Origin of the sequence: Lysinibacillus contaminans (assembly GCF_001278945.1) — a bacterium.
Taxonomy (GTDB): Bacteria; Bacillota; Bacilli; order Bacillales_A; family Planococcaceae; genus Lysinibacillus; species Lysinibacillus contaminans.
The window spans coordinates 405908-423001 of sequence record NZ_LGRV01000007.1; the positions used below are offsets into that span (position 1 = coordinate 405908).

A 17094-nucleotide genomic window follows, 5' to 3' on the forward strand; every position below is an offset into this window, starting at 1 on the left:
AGATAAATCTAGTTTATAGTTTTCTATAAGGGAAACTTGAATGAATCTAGCAAATTGACGTAAAGTTTAATATCTAAACAAAAACATCCCCACTAAAAAAGAGGGGATGTTTTTGTTTAGATTATTATTGTGTAACGCGTGCTGTCCAACGTGAAAGGTCTGCACCTTTTGGATTTACTAATTGAGGAGGGAATATAAATGTCCATGGTTTAGTAGAATTAGGCTGAACGGTTAAAATAGGTTCCATTTTAAATGAGCCCTTCGCAATTTGTTTTCCTGTAGCATCAATAATTTCTAAAGGTAATTGTTCAAGATTAATTGCTTTGTTATGACCGTTACGAATGAAAATAGAAACATTTAAACTACCATCATTCGCGAATTTAGCTTGTAGACCTGTAAAGTTTACTTCTGTTTCACTTAATTCCGGTAAAGTTTTTACGATCTTTGCAAGTTCTTCTTTTTGCTCTGCTGGTAATTGATCTTCCCATGTAGCATCCAATTCTAACTGGTGACCACGTAATGATACGAGGTTAAAAGCAATTTTCCAACCGTCTTCAGGAATTTCATCTGTTTTTAAAGTTGATTTTTCAAATTCAAATACCCAAGGGCGTGCACTTTCAGCAGGAATTGTGCCAAGTGCTTTAAAGTCGAATTTTTTCGAAGCGACAAGCTCATCATTTTTATCCATGATGAAAAGTTCAATTTCACCTAGCTCAATCGCTTCAGCTAATGAAGAACGGAAGAAAGCACGTACTAACCATTTACCTAAACGTGCATCTTCTTCAATACTAATAGAAGAAAGGGATAATTGATTTGGTTTTAATGGCTCTAACTCATTGGCAAGAAAGTTAAAAATATATTTTTGCTCTTGAGGCACATCCCACTCAGGGTGGAATGAAAGTTTTGTTACAACGTCACGGTCATCATTTTTAGAATCTGAAGTCACGTTGCCTAGCAAGTCTTTAGAATCAATTGTATTTTCTTGTCCAACTTTGTCTGATTTTTTAAAAAATGAAAATAAACCCATTATTATTGTTCCTCCTGTTCAGCTTCAACTATTTTCATGAAGCCTGTAATTTCGATAATAATTGCACGTCGCAATTCTTGGAAATTTTTTCCGAATAACTCAAGTCCTTCGCGTTGGTAAATACGCATTGGATCTTCTTGTTGGTAATGACGTAAGCCGATACCCTCTTTTAAATGAGCCATAGACTCTAAGTGCTTGACCCAGCCACTATCCAAGTAGCTTAGCATTACTTGGGGAATTATCGCCATGACACGATCGTTCTCTGCGAATTTTTCCATTTTTGTTGTTAAATCATCGACTGCATCTTGTAGAGAGTCTAATATGGCAGTTACTTTACCAACTTCTCTATCTACAGTTACAGGAGATAGGAAGAGACTATTTAAAGTTTGCTCCATTCCATCATAATCCCACTCGTTGGTAGGTAATTCGTCTGGTGCTGCATCACGAACTGCAAAATCAACTGTTTCATAGAACATTTGCTTCAAATGGTCCATTAAATTTTCACCTAACAAAATTTTATCGCGTAGACCGTAAATAACAGTACGCTGATCATTGATGACATCATCTAATTTTAAATTGTATTCACGCATGCCATATTGTGAGCCTTCGACAATACGTTGTGTACGATCAATTAATTCTTGTACTTCTTTATTTTGAATAATGTCATTTTCATCGACAATCATTTTTGTTGTAAATTTTTCTACGTCTTCTTTTGCATAGCGACGGAACATATCATCTTCAATAGACAAGATGAAACGGCTTTCACCAATATCTCCTTGACGACCAGAACGACCACGTAGTTGATTATCAACACGACGACTTTCATGTTTTTCTGTTCCGATAACGTAAAGACCACCAAGCGCGTGAACGTCATCGCCTAAAACGATATCTGTACCACGTCCAGCCATATTTGTCGCAACTGTTATACGCCCTTTTTGACCCGCTTGGGAAATAAGCTCTACTTCTTGTTCTACTGTTTTGGCATTTAATAATTGGAATTTCAGGCCTTCTTTTTTCAGATGGTCAGCCACCGTTTCTGATTGTAGGATTGAAGTTGTACCCACTAATACAGGTTGGCCTTTTTCATGACGTTTTTTTACCTCAGCAGCAACATGTTTGTATTTCGCTTCTTGTGTTTTGAAAACTAAATCTGGTTCATCTGTACGCTGGCGTAGACGATTCGTCGGTATTTGGATAACATCCATACCATATACTTCTCGAATTTCTTTTTCTTGTGTTTTCGCAGTACCTGTCATCCCAGAAAGCTTCGGATACATACGGAAGTAGTTCTGAATTGTAATTTGTGCTTGTGCTTTGTTTTCTTCGGTAATCGTTACACCTTCTTTTGCTTCAATTGCTTGGTGTAAACCATCAGAAAGGGAACGACCTTCTAAAATACGACCTGTGAACATATCTACAAGCTCTATTTTATCTTCTTTTACGATGTAATCCACGTCGCGTTGGAACATAACATGCGCACGTACAGCTTGGATGACGTAATGATACAGCGTTTGGTGCTCAAGATCATATAAGTTTTCAACGTTGAAAGCGGCTTCTACTTTTTCAATACCTTGATCAGTTAGAGAAGTGGCTTTAGTCTCATCGTCGAAATCATAATCTTCATCCTCTTTAAACCGTTTTGCTAACATGGCTGCAATGCGATGTAGTTCTTCATTTGCAGCCATTTTACCAGCGATGATAAGTGGCGTTTTCGCTTCATCGATTAACACGCTATCGACTTCATCGATAATAGCGAAGTGATAGGCACGTTGCACTTTATCTCCCATGCTGTGCGCCATATTGTCACGTAAGTAGTCGAAACCAAATTCAGTACCAACACCGTATGTAATATCTGCATTATAAGCTTCTTTTTTTGCATTTGGTTCCATCATGGGTATGTTTAGACCAACTGATAAGCCAAGGAAACGGTGAATTTGTCCGACTAGCTCAAAGTCACGTTTTGCAAGATAGTCATTCACTGTAATAACGTGAACACCTTTACCTTCAAGTGCCCGTACATATGATGGCAGTGAAGCAACTAGCGTTTTACCTTCACCTGTAGGCATTTCAGCGATGTTTCCTTCTGTTAATACAAGACCACCAATTAGTTGTACATCAAAATGACGCATACCTAATACACGTTTTGAAGCTTCACGTACAACAGCAAATGCGTCTGGGATGATAGAAGTGATTGATTCACCTTGTTCTATTCGATCCTTGAAAACGTAAGTCATATCTTTTAATTCAGCATCTGACTTATTTACATAATTTTCTTCGAGATTGTTAATTTGATCTACTATTTTGTAGTAGCGTTTTAATTGACGAGCACTTGTTTGCTCACTATTACGTTTAAAAATTGAGAACATGAATTTACGCTCCTTTAATGTGGTCTAGTGGTTAGACACTATATTATTCTATCAAATTTTACGAATAATGACTACATTTCTTGCTAGATAAAGGATATATAATATAGGTAAATACTCCACCAGTAAAAATGTTGGAATTGGACGGAAAAAGTATATTTCAGTAATTATTCGTGCTATAATCAAGGTGGATTGAAATGTATATTATTTTTTTTGAGGAGGAGAGACATGATTTACGTGTCTTTAATAGCAGCATTCGTTGCTTCCATTTTGTTAACTCCGCTAGTAAAACGCTTAGCGTTCAGAATAGGTGCCGTTGACGCGCCAAACTATCGAAAAGTCCATGCACGAATCATGCCACGACTTGGAGGTCTGGCGATTTTTCTTGCGTTTTTAATAGGTATAGGAATTTTATATCCTTTTTTACAAAGTATACAGCAGCCGCTGAATACTGGTAAATATCTTTTACCGGCAGTTATTATTGGCGCATGTATCATCGTTGCAACAGGTGTTGTGGATGATATGCGTGAAATATCAGCAAAGGCGAAAATGCTTGGTCAACTTTTGGCTGCATTAATCGTTATATTTGTTGGTGGAATTCAAATTGACTTCATCAATTTACCATTTGTCGGCGAATTAAATTTTGGGTTTTTGAGTATTCCTTTAACGCTGCTATGGATTGTAGGTATTACAAATGCCATTAATTTAATTGATGGGCTAGATGGTTTAGCAGCAGGTGTTTCATCGATTGCACTTATTACATTAGCCGGAATGGCATTTATTATGGGCAATGTGTTTGTACTAGCTATTGCTGGGATTTTAGCTGCAGCGACAATCGGTTTCTTATTTTATAATTTTCACCCAGCGAAGATTTTTATGGGAGATACGGGTGCATTATTCCTAGGGTTTATGATTTCCGTATTAGCATTACTGGGCTTTAAAAATATCACAGTTATTGCATTAATTATCCCAGTTATTATGCTAGGTGTGCCTATTTCTGATACATTCTTTGCTATTGTGCGTCGTGTGCGCATGAAGAAAAAATGGTCGGATCCAGATAAATCACATTTACACCACCGTTTACTAGATATGGGCTTTACACATCGACAAACGGTACTTATTATTTATGGAATTGCTATGATGTTTGGTTTAGCAGCAATCATCTTCTCGATGGCAAAATTCTGGGGAGCAATGTTACTAATTACTGTCATCCTAGTTGCAGTAGAGATTTTTGTTGAGATCATAGGTTTGGCAGGTAAAAACTACAAACCACTGTTGAATTTTGTACGTATTTTTAGTAAATAGAACCAAAAGAAGTTATCCTGCGTGTGCATGGTAACTTTTTTTTATTGCACGGGCGGTAAGTTCAGCGTTCACAGCGAGAAATACAGCAGTCGAAGGTTTTTATCAGCGTTCACAGTGTGCAATTCAGCTTTCATAGCTATTTATCAGCATTCGCCGGTAGAGTATCGGTATAAATAGCTTTATCATTGACTATAAAAACACCTCACCTACAAGTCGTAGGTGAGGTGTTTTTAATTTATTGTACTGTTTCTTTAGTTAAAGATTCATCATCAGATGCGATGTCATCAATATTTGATTTCCCATTTGTTAAACTGGAAGATGATTCAGGTAAGCCAAGGTGGTTTTTTAACGTATTTTTTGCTTCATCGACTGAATTTTCGTCTAGTTGATAGTAGTATACACCTGTAGACATGTCATCACTACCGTCTAATGTTAAAGAATCAATACGTGGCATCCCTTGTGATAAGTATGAAAGGAATGATTTCATTTCATCGAAGGTCATATCCGTTTTCATATTATTACCGACCGCCTTGATAACATCGTCGTATTTCGAAATCGAGCCGACAGAAGCAACCTGTTTAATGATAGCAGTTAAAATTTCTTGTTGGCGTTTACCTCGTTCAATGTCACTATCTTGTTTACGTGTACGAGCAAGTGCAAGTGCTTGGCTACCATTCAAGCGCTGTAATCCTGGCTGAAGATTAATTGTTCTACGATCAAACTCGTCTATTTCACGCAGTGCATACGGAACCTCCACTTCGATACCTCCGAGAGCATCGACAACATCTATAAAGGCATTAAAATTCATTCGTACATAATAGTCAATTGGTATATCAAACAAATTTTCTACTGTTTCAATAGTTGCAAGTGTCCCACCTAAAGCGTGTGCATGCGTAATTTTATCTTCATATCCAACCTGTGGGATATATACATAAGAATCACGAGGGATACTAAGCATTTTAATTGTTTTTGTTGTATTGTTTAAAGTGGCTAAAATTAGTGCGTCTGAACGAGAGTTTTCAGAACCTTGTCCGCGATTTTCGCTATCATCAACTCCAACAAATAAAATTGACACATTATCATTAACTGGCTTTACCTTTTCATCACGTAAAGTTGAAACTTCTCGACCTTCTAAAACTTCATGTGCTTCTTTTGCCGCATATTCTGCTTGTTTTGTTATGTAGACTCCATAAGCTGTGGCGCAGATTAGTAAACTAGCAGCAAGTAATAGCGTAATTTTTATTATTAAAGAGAATCTAGAAGATTTCCTCTTCTTTTTATTATATTGCAATTTTTTCATATTAGTAGTTATTCTCCTCTAGGTTTTGTGATACTAATGCGATATTACTATAAATTACGCCTCTGTGACATCTGTGACATCCGTCAGAGGCTTTATCTTCAGTCTGTCGGGACTGAAACACTTTTGGCTGACACTTCGTTTTCAACACTAAAAAAGTGCTGCTGTTGCTGCGCTTTCACGCTCAAAACATTAGTACCTGCCGACACACTTTCGGTACTAAAAAAAAGTTGAATGAAGATAAAAATAGCTCAATATTAAAATTATACTATGTTAGCTCTATATTCGACAATTAAAACTATTTATTTTACATTAAATTCGATAAAATGTGCATGCTCAAAGGAGATGATTGCTTGGCCATTTGTTATTTCAGTGATCCAGTTCCGGAACACCTCTTCATCCTCCTTTAATACCGACACAATGACTTCAACCCCGTCTAAATAGCGAATTTCTTCTAATGTATAGACTGAACTTCGAATTTCATTTTCTACTTTCCCAAGCCATGTATAGTCAATGGCAACTTTCATAGAGTGATGCAATTTCCGTTCGACAACTTGTGCTGCGAGTAGGCCTTCAGTCGTTGCTTTGCCATATGCACGAATAAGACCACCGCCGCCAAGTTTAATGCCACCGAAGTAACGTGTGACAACAACGACCGTATCCTTCAAGCCTTGTTTTTTTAACACTTCTAGCATAGGGACGCCTGCTGTACCACTAGGTTCCCCGTCATCATTTGCTTTTTGAATATGATCGTGTTCACCAATTATATAAGCGGAGCAATTATGTGTTGCCTGACGGTGCATCTTTTTAATGCGTTCAATGAAAATGAGTGCATCCTCTTCTGTTTCTGCACGTTCTATATAGGTAAGGAAGCGTGACTTAGAAATAACGATTTCACTTTCTCCGTACCCTTTAACGGTTAAATAATTTTCTCTCATATGTGTAAGCCTCCTATGACATAAGTTGGAATTCGATATTTAAGTAAAGAAAAAATATTATTTTTTATGATTGAGGTGATATAATAGCAATAGACTATCTATTTTACATAGAATTAAAAGCCATTAGCTATTTATTTTTTAACGAATAAGGTAAAAAGACTGGGGAGTACATTATGTTTTCAAATGAAACTTTCGATATAGGGTCGCTTGATGGCGTATTCAATCGAATGTTAGAAACAATTATGAGCTCAAAAGATGATATCTTCATTATAAGTGAACAAAGCCGAAGAAGCTTCGAAGATATGCAAAAAGAGTTAGAAATTGTTCGGAAACAAATCTCTGTTGTAATTGATGAAGGCGATGCTTTAGAGAAAAACATGCAGCTTGCTAAACAAAGGCTTGTCTTAGTGAGTAAAGCTTTTAATAATTATACCGAAGAACAAGTTAAAGATGCATATGAAACTGCCAATGATTTTCAAGTAAAGCTCTCGGTAAATAAAACGCAGGAAAAGCAATTGCGTGATAAGAGAGATGATCTGGAAAGAAGATTAAAAGGTTTGCTCGATACGATTGAGCGTGCTGATCACATTGTCAATCAAGTAAACGTCATTTTAAATTATTTAACCTCAGATTTGAAACACGTAGGTCAAGCGCTAGAACAAGCAAAGTTAAAACAGGATTTTAGCATTCGTATTATTACAGCACAAGAGGAAGAACGTAAACGATTGTCACGAGAAATACATGATGGACCTGCGCAAATGATGGCGAATGTTTTGATGCGCACGGATTTAATCGAAAGAACATATCGTGAAAAAGGAATTGAACAAGCAATTGCAGAAATTGCTGATTTGAAGAAAACGGTGCGAAATGCACTATCTGAGGTACGCCGCATTATTTATGATTTACGTCCAATGGCACTCGATGATTTAGGCATTGTGCCAACATTGAAAAAATATTTATCGACAGTGACTGAATATAACCCGGAAGTGTCGATTCATTTTCAATCGAGAAGTACAGAAAAGCGTATTCCATCGAACTATGAGGTATCCATTTTCCGACTTGTACAGGAATGTGTGACGAATGCGATGAAGCATGGAAAATCAAAAGATATTTGGGTAAAGCTTGAATGGTTAAGGGATGCTGTTAACATTGTTATTAAAGATGATGGTGTTGGATTTGATCCCCAAATAGTCAAAGACCACTCTTTTGGTATTATTGGAATGCGAGAGCGTATTGAATTATTACATGGTAAGATGTCTATTCAAAGTGAAGTTAACAGAGGTACGACGGTATTATTTAAAATTCCGTTAGAAACAGAGTGAACGAAATTGTTGCAGAAATTTAGGGGGTAAAGACTTATGACTAAAATTATTATTGTAGACGACCACCAGCTATTCCGTGAAGGTGTAAAACGCATTTTAGATTTTGAAGACACGTTCGATGTAGTAGCAGAGGGTGATGATGGCACGGATGTAGTTAATTTATATGCGGAGAATCGACCTGATGTTGTGTTAATGGATATTAATATGCCAAGAAAAAATGGTGTGGAAGCAACAGCGGATTTAGTAGCTGAATTTCCAGATGCGAAAGTCATTATGTTATCGATTCATGATGATGAAACGTATGTAACGCACGCATTAAAATCAGGTGCATTAGGTTATATGCTAAAAGAAATGGATGCAGATGAAATCGTAGAAGCAATTAAAGTCGTAGCTAACGGCGGTTCGTATTTACATCCAAAAGTAACGAAAAATTTAGTGGCAGAGTTCCGTCGTCTTTCTGAACATGAAAACAAAGGGAACTTCCATCAAACAGAAATCCGCCGACCATTCCATTTATTAACAAAGCGCGAATGTGAAGTATTACAGTTATTAACAGATGGCCAATCAAATCGTACAATCGGTGAAACACTTTTCATCTCTGAAAAAACTGTGAAAAACCACGTTTCAAGTATTTTACAAAAAATGAACGTAAATGACCGTACACAGGCTGTTGTGACAGCCATCAAAAATGGTTGGGTTGAAGTAAGATAAATTGCATACTGCATGAATAAAAGCTGTTTTTAAAAGCTACTCTAGCAATAGAGTTACTTTTAAAGCAGTTTTTTATTACGCCTATATTTATCTTGATATTACTGTGCAACAATTTTTTTTTTATGGCGTCATAAAGACATATGTAATGACAAAAAATTAAAAATGCGCAACTAAATTCCTACTAAAGCTTATTGCTTGATAATGTGCTACAATATTGCGCGGGAGGTTTTGATATGTTGAAAAAAAGTATACTGGCGGTTTTAACGTTATTTATGCTAACTGCCTGTGGTAATAAAGAGGAAGATTTAAGTGCCGAAGAAAGGCAAAGCGTGATTGATGATGGTACGGCTGGTTTTGAAATGAACGGCGGCGAGGTAGAAAAAGCAAAAAATGTACCGGCTAAGGACCAACAAGCAATTTTAGCAGCATTTGACGAATATATTGCGGCATTAAATGCTGAAGAAATCGAACGTTATATGCAAACCGTATCAAAGAATCCAAAAGGCTTTAAGTATGAAGAAGAAGAAGCTTATGCTGCTGAGGTTTTTGAGAAATTTGATATTAAACGTGATGTTGAAAATATAGTAATTACGAAATATAGTGAAAAAGAAGCGCAGGTTTATGCAAACATGACATTGCATACAAGGCAGTTAGAAACGAACGTTGAGCATGAAAGTGCTGGTCGTCAAGTGACGGTTTTCGTAAAGGAAGATAATGCTTGGAAAGTAACGAGTGTCTTCTATTTAGGGGACGATTCAAAATCTAGTACGAGCAATTAATTAAAGAAAATAAGCAAAAGTTTTATCGAAGCCTAGGCTAAAGCGCCATTCCCTCGAGGTAGCTTCGATTTTCTAGTGAAAGTTGAAAAATCGCTTCACTTTGGGCTCTCCAGTGCTTTTCTTAATACATAGTGAATGAATGTGAGATGAAAGTCAGATTTCGTTTCACATTCATTTCTTTATACGGTAAACTATGAGACATAGGAGAGTGGAGATTCATGAGAACGGCAGTCGTCACAGACAGTACCGCATATACAACACCAGAAGAACGATCACGCTTAAATATTAGCATGATTCCTTTAAGTGTAAACATAGCAGGAGAATTATTTGCAGAAGAAGTAGACATTACAGCATCTGAATTTTACGATAAAGTACGAGGTGCCAAGGAGTTTCCAAAAACAACGCAGCCACCTATCGGCGAGTTTGCTGCCCTTTTCGAGGAGTTGGCAAAGGACTATGATGAGGTGGTATCCATTCATTTATCGAGTGGGATAAGCGGTACATACCAAGGAGCGGTCCAAGCCAGCGAAATGGTCGAAGGCATTGATGTGTACACATTTGATAGTGAAATTTCTTGCGCCGTGCAAGGTTTTTATGTATTACGAGCTGCAGAAATGGCAGCTGAAGGCGCATCGGCGAAAGAAATTATGGATGCTTTAGCGGATATGAAGCAATACGTTCGTGCTTACTTCATTGTAGATGACTTGGCTCACTTGCAACGTGGTGGTCGTTTGTCTTCAGCAGCAGCACTGATTGGCGGCTTATTACAGGTAAAGCCTGTATTACATTTTGTAGATAAGGTCATTGTGCCGTTTGAAAAAATTCGCACACGCAAAAAGGCATTGAAGCGCGCTGAAGAATTATTAGCAGCAGATGCTAGTAAATTTGAGGCGATGGATGCTGTTGTGATTCATGGCAACTGTGAAGCAGAAGCAGAAGCGTGGATGGCACAACTTGCAGCGAGCTACCCCAATGTACATTTTAAACTGAGTTATTTTGGACCAGTGATTGGTACTCACTTAGGTGAAGGTGCAATGGGTCTTGGTTGGACGAAAAAATAAATAATGATTTTGTCGCAGTCTCTACAACTAGTGTAGAGGCTGTTTTTTTGTGGATTGTGGAGAAATTGCTGATAGAGCGGAGAATATAGCTGATAGAAATGAGGAAATCGCTGATAGAGCGGAGAACATAGCTGATAGAAGTGAGGAAATCGCTGATAAAGCGTTAAACATAGCTGATAGAACCACTACAATCGCTAATAGAAAGATATCCATCCATACGAAGGAAGGAGCAAAATAGATGAAATATAAAGGATGGCTATTACCGCCGGCATTGAGAGATTTTCATGAGGGGCGTATTTGGCTAAAGAATCATACACCGTTCCATGAAGACGACATTAAAAGGGCGATAGAACGAAACTATTTTTATATTAAGGAAGGTATTCAAACAATACCGCAGATAAAATGCAATCGTTGTCAAAATGAAGAACCACAGCAATTTACCCATTTTGAGTGTTCGAAATGCCAAAAAACGTGCGTCTATTGTCGGCACTGCCTAAATATGGGGCGAATAAGCTGTTGTACAACATTACTAATTTGGCGAGGACCACAAACATACAAACAAAAGCAACATCAATTCGAATGGGCAGGGCAATTTACGCCTTTGCAACAACAAGCTTCAGATGAAATGTTAGAAAGTGTGAAGCGACAGCGTAATCACTTAGTACATGCGGTATGCGGAGCAGGGAAAACTGAAATTCTTTTTCAATCCGTCCATTATGCGCTAGAAAAAGGTCTGCGTGTCTGCATTGCAACGCCGAGAACAGATGTTGTACTCGAACTATTTCCGCGTTTTCAGGCTGTTTTTCCAAAAACCAATATCCATGCATTGTACGGAGGGGCACCTAAGCAAGAAGGCTACGCGCGGCTTGTCATGGCGACGACCCACCAATTATACCGATTTCAACATGCTTTTGACCTTATCATTGTAGATGAGGCAGATGCTTTTCCTTACACCTTCGACCAAACACTTCAAACGGCTGTGCAGAAAGCAAAAAAGCCAGAATCACCTATTATCTTTGTAACCGCGACGCCTTCACAGAAGCTACTGCAGCAACATAAAAGAAGCGGTTATTCCTTTATTCCCAAACGTTATCATAATCATCCATTACCTGTGCCACGTTACAGTTCATTGTGGCGCTATGAAAATAGCTTGAACAAAGGAAAGATTCCTTTGAAACTTCAACGTTGGATAGAAGATCGACTTACTCGACAAGAACCCTTTCTAATTTTTTTACCGAAAGTGGCTTTAATGGATATCGTTACACCGCTTTTTCAAATTATCCATCCTGATATTCTAGCTGTACACGCTGAGGATACTGACCGGAAAGAAAAAGTTCTTAAACTCCGAAATGAAGAAATTCCAGGGTTACTTACGACGACTATTTTAGAAAGGGGTATTACGATTAAAAATGTGCAAGTTGCGGTTGTAGGAGCAGAATCTTCTATTTTTACGGCTAGCGCACTTATACAAATTGCAGGAAGAGTCGGTCGAAATCAGGCATATGCAGACGGAGATGTTGTATTTTTTCATCATGGCATTACAGTAGAAATGGACGAGGCAAGAGCGACGATTGAACGCAGTAACAAGGAAGGATTTCCAAGATGAATAAAAATGAGACACATTGCTTATTATGCACACAGCCGTTACAACTAATTACTTCTTGGAAGGCGCTCTTAACCAAGCAATTCCCTCCGAGTATTTGCGAAAAATGTTTAGCGCGCTTTGAACGAAATACCTCACATGAAAGTACGTCACTCTATCGTTATAATGAAGCCATGAAAGACTTCCTTCATCAATACAAATTTCTTCAAGATGTTGCACTCGCGAAAGTATTCCGGCAGGAGCTCCATACACATTTAAAGCACGAAAAAGCTACCATTATTCCAATTCCGATGCACCCTGAAAAACAAAAGGAACGCACCTTTTCACATATGGATGAGTTACTAAAGTCAGCAAAAATTCCCTATATACAACTTTTAGAAAAAACGACGACAGAAACGCAAAGCTCAAAAAATCGAGAAGAACGATTGCAAACACCACCGCTTTTTCGACTGCTACCAGATATTCGCGTGGAGTATAAAGAATATCTCCTTTTCGACGATATACAAACTACAGGGACAACACTACAGCACGCCACACAGCTATTACTAGGAGCGGGTGCCGAAAATGTTCGTATATTCACACTAATTAGCGGGTGAAAATACGGAGGTATCATGTATAATAAATGCAAGTGAAGATAGTACCGAATAGATTGATATAATATTTAAAAGGCAAGGGGAGAAATTTAAATGGCAGAGGTTCGTAATTGTCCAAAGTGTAATGAATTTTTTAACTATACAGGGTTAAGAGAAGTGTGCCATAAATGCGCTCAATCTGAAGAGGACTTATATCAAATTGTTTATCGTTTCTTACGTAAACGAGAAAATCGTGCGGCAACAATTGAGCGAATCGTAGAAGCAACTGGAGCCGATGAAGATTTATTACACCGATGGGTACGTAAAGGGCGTTTACAGCCAGCGATGTTCCCGAATTTAGGCTATCCGTGTGACAATTGCGGTCACTTAACGACAACCGGTAAACTATGTACAAAATGTCAGGATGAATTGAAGTCGGAACTTCGTACATTTGATGCGGCCAAGGAATTTCGTGACAGTGTACAGCAACGTGATCGCGCAACGTATCATTCAGAACGTAAACGACCTTAATATGCTGGTGTGCTAATTGAAAAGGATTAGCACACTTTTTTTATTTTGAAAAACTTAACATTGTTTAGTACAATCCGAAATAATAGATAGATAAGCTTTTTAGATAGGGGGTAGAATACCAATGAAAATTACAACTTATGGTGTTAACGCGGTCAATGCTTACAAAAATCAAGTTCGTAACGTGAAGTCAGCAGATAATAAAACTTCATTTGCCGATAAAATTGAAATTTCAAAAGCGGCACAAGATATGCAGGGCGTAACTACTTATAGTGCAGAACGTGCAGAGCGGGTGCAAAAGCTTAAAGCAGATATTGATTCAGGTGAATATAAAGTAGATGCACGTAAAGTAGCAGAGGATATGCTGAAATATTATCGTTTCTAAAGAACGACAGAAAGGGTGCATGACAGGATGTCTATAGAGGTTATCTATGCCACACTTGAAAAACTAGAAAGAATGCATAAAAGCTTGCTGGAGCTCGCTTTTAAAAAAACAGAGCTTATTAAAACGAACAATATGGAAGCAATCGACCAAATGCTCAAGGATGAGCAGGCGCACGTAGCAGCGATTGATAAGCTTGAGCAACAGCGTCAGAAAACGGTAACGGAATACCTTGGAGCAAAAGGATTTGCCCCTTCTGACAAAACGACTGTCGCCGATGTCATCAAAGTTGCTGACAATGATGCTGATAAGCAAAAATTAGAAAAAGTTCGTAGTCGTTTATTACTCATAATTGACGATTTACGGAAGCAAAACGATCTCAATCAAAAGCTCGTTTTCCAATCATTACAATTCGTCAATTTGACTCTTGATATGCTACGCCCACAACCCGAACAAATCAATTATTCCGGGGGCGAAGTGAGAGGCACAAATATAATTTCTAAAAAAACATACTTTGACTCACAAGCATAGGTTTTGCGCCTGGGCAAAACCTATGCTTGCTTATTTTTTTCATGAACAAACAGAAGGAGGAAATTTCTTATGCGTTCTACATTTATGGGTTTAGAGGCAAGTAAACGTGGTTTATTCACACAGCAAACTGCTTTATATACGACAGGACATAATATTTCTAATGCTAATACGCTCGGCTACTCTCGCCAACGAGTAAATATGCAAGCAACACCTGGTTTTCCAACACCTGGTCTGAATTCACCTACATATCCTGGTCATCTTGGTACGGGGGTTGAAACAGGTTCGATTCAACGTATTCGTGATGAATTCGTGGATCGTCAATTCCGTCAAGAAACGAACAAACTTGGTTACTGGGAATCACGTACAAAGTCAATTTCTCAAATGGAAGATATCATGAACGAGCCGACTGAATTCGGTATAGATAAAGCATTCGAAAATTTTTGGAAATCACTAGAAGACGTCAGTGCAAAACCTGAGGATGCTGCGGCACGTAGAGTGGCCATTGGACGTGCGGAACATTTAGCAGGATCATTTAATTATATGGATACACAATTAAAAACCATACAGGGTAATATTGGTAGTGAGATTGATGTTTCTACTAAGAAAATTAACACACTTCTTAAACAAATTGCAGCGATGAATAAACAAATTCAAGAGGTGGAACCAAGTGGACATGTACCGAATGACTTGTATGATACACGCGATGTATTAGTTGATGAGTTAAATAGCTATCTACCTGTTTCTATTGAACGTGTTCCTTCAGGCGGGAACGCATCTCAAGTAGCTGAGGGGAGTTTGAAAATCACATTTAAAGGTGCAGATGGTGTTGTAAGAGACTTAGTTGATGGAAAAGACTTCGCACAATTTACAGCAATGGGTTCAAAGGGGACGGTTGTAAATGGTGATGACCCATCAAATGTTTTTTCTGAAATGCAGTTAACAGATTTAGAATCAATAGAGGCCCATGAAGCGGGTACTGTAACAAGCACTCAAACAGCCATCGAGCAAAAGGATTTTGAAGCTTCAAAAGGAAAAATATTATCTTTAATTAATTCGTATGGTTACCAAAGTGCCGGTGGTGATATTAAAGGATACTACCCAGAAACATTAGCGAAATTAGATCAGCTTGCCAATGCATTCATTAAAGAGTTTAATGAATTGCATGCTAAAGGGTATACGCTTAAGGGAACAGATCCGTCAGTTGCGGGTGGTAAGTTCTTTGAAGGTACGGGTGCAGCGGGTATTAAGGTGACGGATGATATTAAAGCTAATCATAACCTTCTAGCAGCATCTTCAAAACCAGGTGAAGAAGGTAACGGTAAACATGCGATTGATTTAGCTAATATGCAACACAAAACTTTTGGAACTATTGATAATTCAACAATGCAAACATTTTACAAAGGTATGATTGGTAAGCTCGGTGTAGACGGAGAGGAAGCACTGACGCTCTATGGCAGTTCTGGATCTCAACTCCTGATGATTTCAAATAACCGTGACTCCGTGAGTGCCGTGTCTTTAGATGAAGAAATGACAAATATGATAACGTTCCAACAAGCTTATAATGCTAATGCGCGTATGATTACCGTTGTTGATGAGATATTAGACAAAATTATTAATGGCATGGGACGCGTAGGTTTGTAAAAATTAAATCTACTGTTTCAGGTGTTATATTTCCATTATAGAAAGAAACGGAGCTATAGCCCTCCGTCTTAAAAGAAGGGAGTTTTTATAATTATGCGCGTGACACAATCGATGCTTTCTAATAATATGATACGCAATTTAAGTAATAGCTACGGCAAAATGTCAAAACTACAGGAACAAATCCAATCGGGCTCAAAAATCAATCGTCCATCCGATGATCCTGTGACTGCAGTTAAAGGAATGGGCTACCGACGTGATTTAGCGAAGGTTGAACAATATAATCGGAATATGATTACGGCAAATAGTTGGTTAGATACAACGGATGAGTCACTTAATCAGGTTGGCGAACAATTGAAGCGTGTTCGTGAATTAGTCATTCAAGCTGCCAATGATACGAATACACCGGAAGATCGAGATAAAATGAAAATGGAAATTGACCAAATTCGTCAACAACTTCAAGATGTAGCAAATACAAAAGTTGCAGATAGTTATATTTTTAGCGGTACGAATACAAGTCAACCTCTCTATCCAGAAGCGACACCACCAGTTACAGTTAACGAAGAGAGCGTAGAAATAGAAATTTTTGATGGTATTCGACTGCCAGTAAATACACCAGGGAAAACACTTTTTAAGGATATTGATGACATGATGGGGAAAATTTCAGGTTTGCTAGGGGATCCTACTAAATCAGGTGCAGAAATTGGAGATGCATTAGGTGGAGTTGCCAATCAAAGTACGGGTGATGATATAACAGCAATACACAATAAAGTTCTTGCAGCTCAAGCAGATGTAGGTGCTCGTCAAAACCGTGTGGAGATGATGGAAGATCGTCTTTCTCTTCGTGAAGTAAGTGTTACTAAACAACTTTCAGAAAATGAAGATGTTGATTATTCAAAAGCTATTACAGAATTAGTAACAAATGAATCGATTCACCAAGCTGCACTTTCAGTAGGTGCTAAAATTATCCAACAAACATTGGTAGACTTTATTCGATAAAAAGAAAGAGGCGTTTGGACAAAATTGTTCAGACGCTT

The 17094-nt window shown here is 38.0% G+C and carries 16 protein-coding genes; 12 read left to right on the forward strand and 4 right to left on the reverse strand.

What is annotated here, in order from left to right; translation table 11 throughout:
* Positions 1-124: 124 nt before the first annotated feature.
* On the reverse strand, positions 125-1027 hold the full coding sequence (locus AEA09_RS18075) for an accessory Sec system S-layer assembly protein (protein WP_053585346.1): 903 nt from the start codon (positions 1025-1027) through the stop codon (positions 125-127).
* Positions 1028-1029: 2 nt separating this feature from the next.
* Entirely contained in the window at positions 1030-3393 is a 2364-nt protein-coding gene (secA2, locus tag AEA09_RS18080; RefSeq protein ID WP_053585347.1) for an accessory Sec system translocase SecA2, read from the reverse strand.
* Positions 3394-3618: 225 nt separating this feature from the next.
* Between secA2 and AEA09_RS18085 the strand changes: the two genes are divergently transcribed.
* Positions 3619-4695 carry a glycosyltransferase family 4 protein gene (locus tag AEA09_RS18085; RefSeq protein WP_053585348.1) on the forward strand — a complete coding sequence of 359 codons (1077 nt, stop codon included), beginning with the start codon at positions 3619-3621 and terminating at the stop codon, positions 4693-4695.
* Positions 4696-4930: 235 nt separating this feature from the next.
* On the opposite strand, the gene AEA09_RS18090 is transcribed toward AEA09_RS18085, so the two are convergent.
* Together AEA09_RS18090 and AEA09_RS18095 are read right to left on the reverse strand one after the other, a co-directional pair.
* A complete protein-coding gene (locus AEA09_RS18090; RefSeq protein ID WP_053585349.1) occupies positions 4931-5995 on the reverse strand; it encodes an LCP family protein in 1065 nt (354 codons plus the stop codon).
* A gap of 299 nt (positions 5996-6294) precedes the next feature.
* The gene (locus AEA09_RS18095; protein WP_053585350.1) at positions 6295-6930 is read right to left on the reverse strand and encodes a YigZ family protein; all 636 of its coding nucleotides are present in this window, start codon (positions 6928-6930) and stop codon (positions 6295-6297) included.
* A gap of 173 nt (positions 6931-7103) precedes the next feature.
* Here AEA09_RS18095 and AEA09_RS18100 point away from each other — a divergent pair, with 173 nt between their 5' ends.
* The 11 genes from AEA09_RS18100 (at position 7104) to flgL (ending at position 17056) form a co-directional block, all read left to right on the forward strand.
* On the forward strand, positions 7104-8252 hold the full coding sequence (locus tag AEA09_RS18100) for a sensor histidine kinase (RefSeq protein WP_053585351.1): 1149 nt from the start codon (positions 7104-7106) through the stop codon (positions 8250-8252).
* 36 nt (positions 8253-8288) lie between these two features.
* Entirely contained in the window at positions 8289-8963 is a 675-nt protein-coding gene (locus AEA09_RS18105) for a response regulator transcription factor (RefSeq protein WP_053585352.1), read from the forward strand.
* Positions 8964-9196: 233 nt separating this feature from the next.
* On the forward strand, positions 9197-9742 hold the full coding sequence (locus tag AEA09_RS18110; RefSeq protein WP_053585353.1) for a DUF3225 domain-containing protein: 546 nt from the start codon (positions 9197-9199) through the stop codon (positions 9740-9742).
* Positions 9743-9960: 218 nt separating this feature from the next.
* Entirely contained in the window at positions 9961-10803 is an 843-nt protein-coding gene (locus tag AEA09_RS18115) for a DegV family protein (RefSeq protein ID WP_053585354.1), read from the forward strand.
* A gap of 238 nt (positions 10804-11041) precedes the next feature.
* Positions 11042-12409, forward strand: coding sequence for an ATP-dependent helicase ComFA (locus AEA09_RS18125; RefSeq protein WP_053585356.1), 1368 nt, complete (start codon positions 11042-11044; stop codon positions 12407-12409).
* A complete protein-coding gene (locus AEA09_RS18130) occupies positions 12406-13002 on the forward strand; it encodes a ComF family protein (protein WP_053585357.1) in 597 nt (198 codons plus the stop codon). The genes AEA09_RS18125 and AEA09_RS18130 overlap by 4 nt, the downstream gene beginning before the upstream one ends.
* Before the next feature lie 90 nt (positions 13003-13092).
* Positions 13093-13509, forward strand: coding sequence for a TIGR03826 family flagellar region protein (locus AEA09_RS18135; RefSeq protein ID WP_053585358.1), 417 nt, complete (start codon positions 13093-13095; stop codon positions 13507-13509).
* Positions 13510-13630: 121 nt separating this feature from the next.
* A complete protein-coding gene (gene flgM, locus AEA09_RS18140) occupies positions 13631-13891 on the forward strand; it encodes a flagellar biosynthesis anti-sigma factor FlgM (RefSeq protein WP_053585359.1) in 261 nt (86 codons plus the stop codon).
* 27 nt (positions 13892-13918) lie between these two features.
* Positions 13919-14419, forward strand: a complete 501-nt coding sequence (locus tag AEA09_RS18145) for a flagellar protein FlgN (RefSeq protein ID WP_053585360.1) — start codon at positions 13919-13921, stop codon at positions 14417-14419.
* A gap of 69 nt (positions 14420-14488) precedes the next feature.
* Positions 14489-16060 carry a flagellar hook-associated protein FlgK gene (gene flgK, locus AEA09_RS18150; protein ID WP_053585361.1) on the forward strand — a complete coding sequence of 524 codons (1572 nt, stop codon included), beginning with the start codon at positions 14489-14491 and terminating at the stop codon, positions 16058-16060.
* A gap of 93 nt (positions 16061-16153) precedes the next feature.
* Positions 16154-17056 (forward strand): flagellar hook-associated protein FlgL, encoded by a 903-nt coding sequence (flgL, locus tag AEA09_RS18155; RefSeq protein WP_053585362.1) that lies wholly within the window; start codon positions 16154-16156, stop codon positions 17054-17056.
* Positions 17057-17094: the final 38 nt, after the last annotated feature.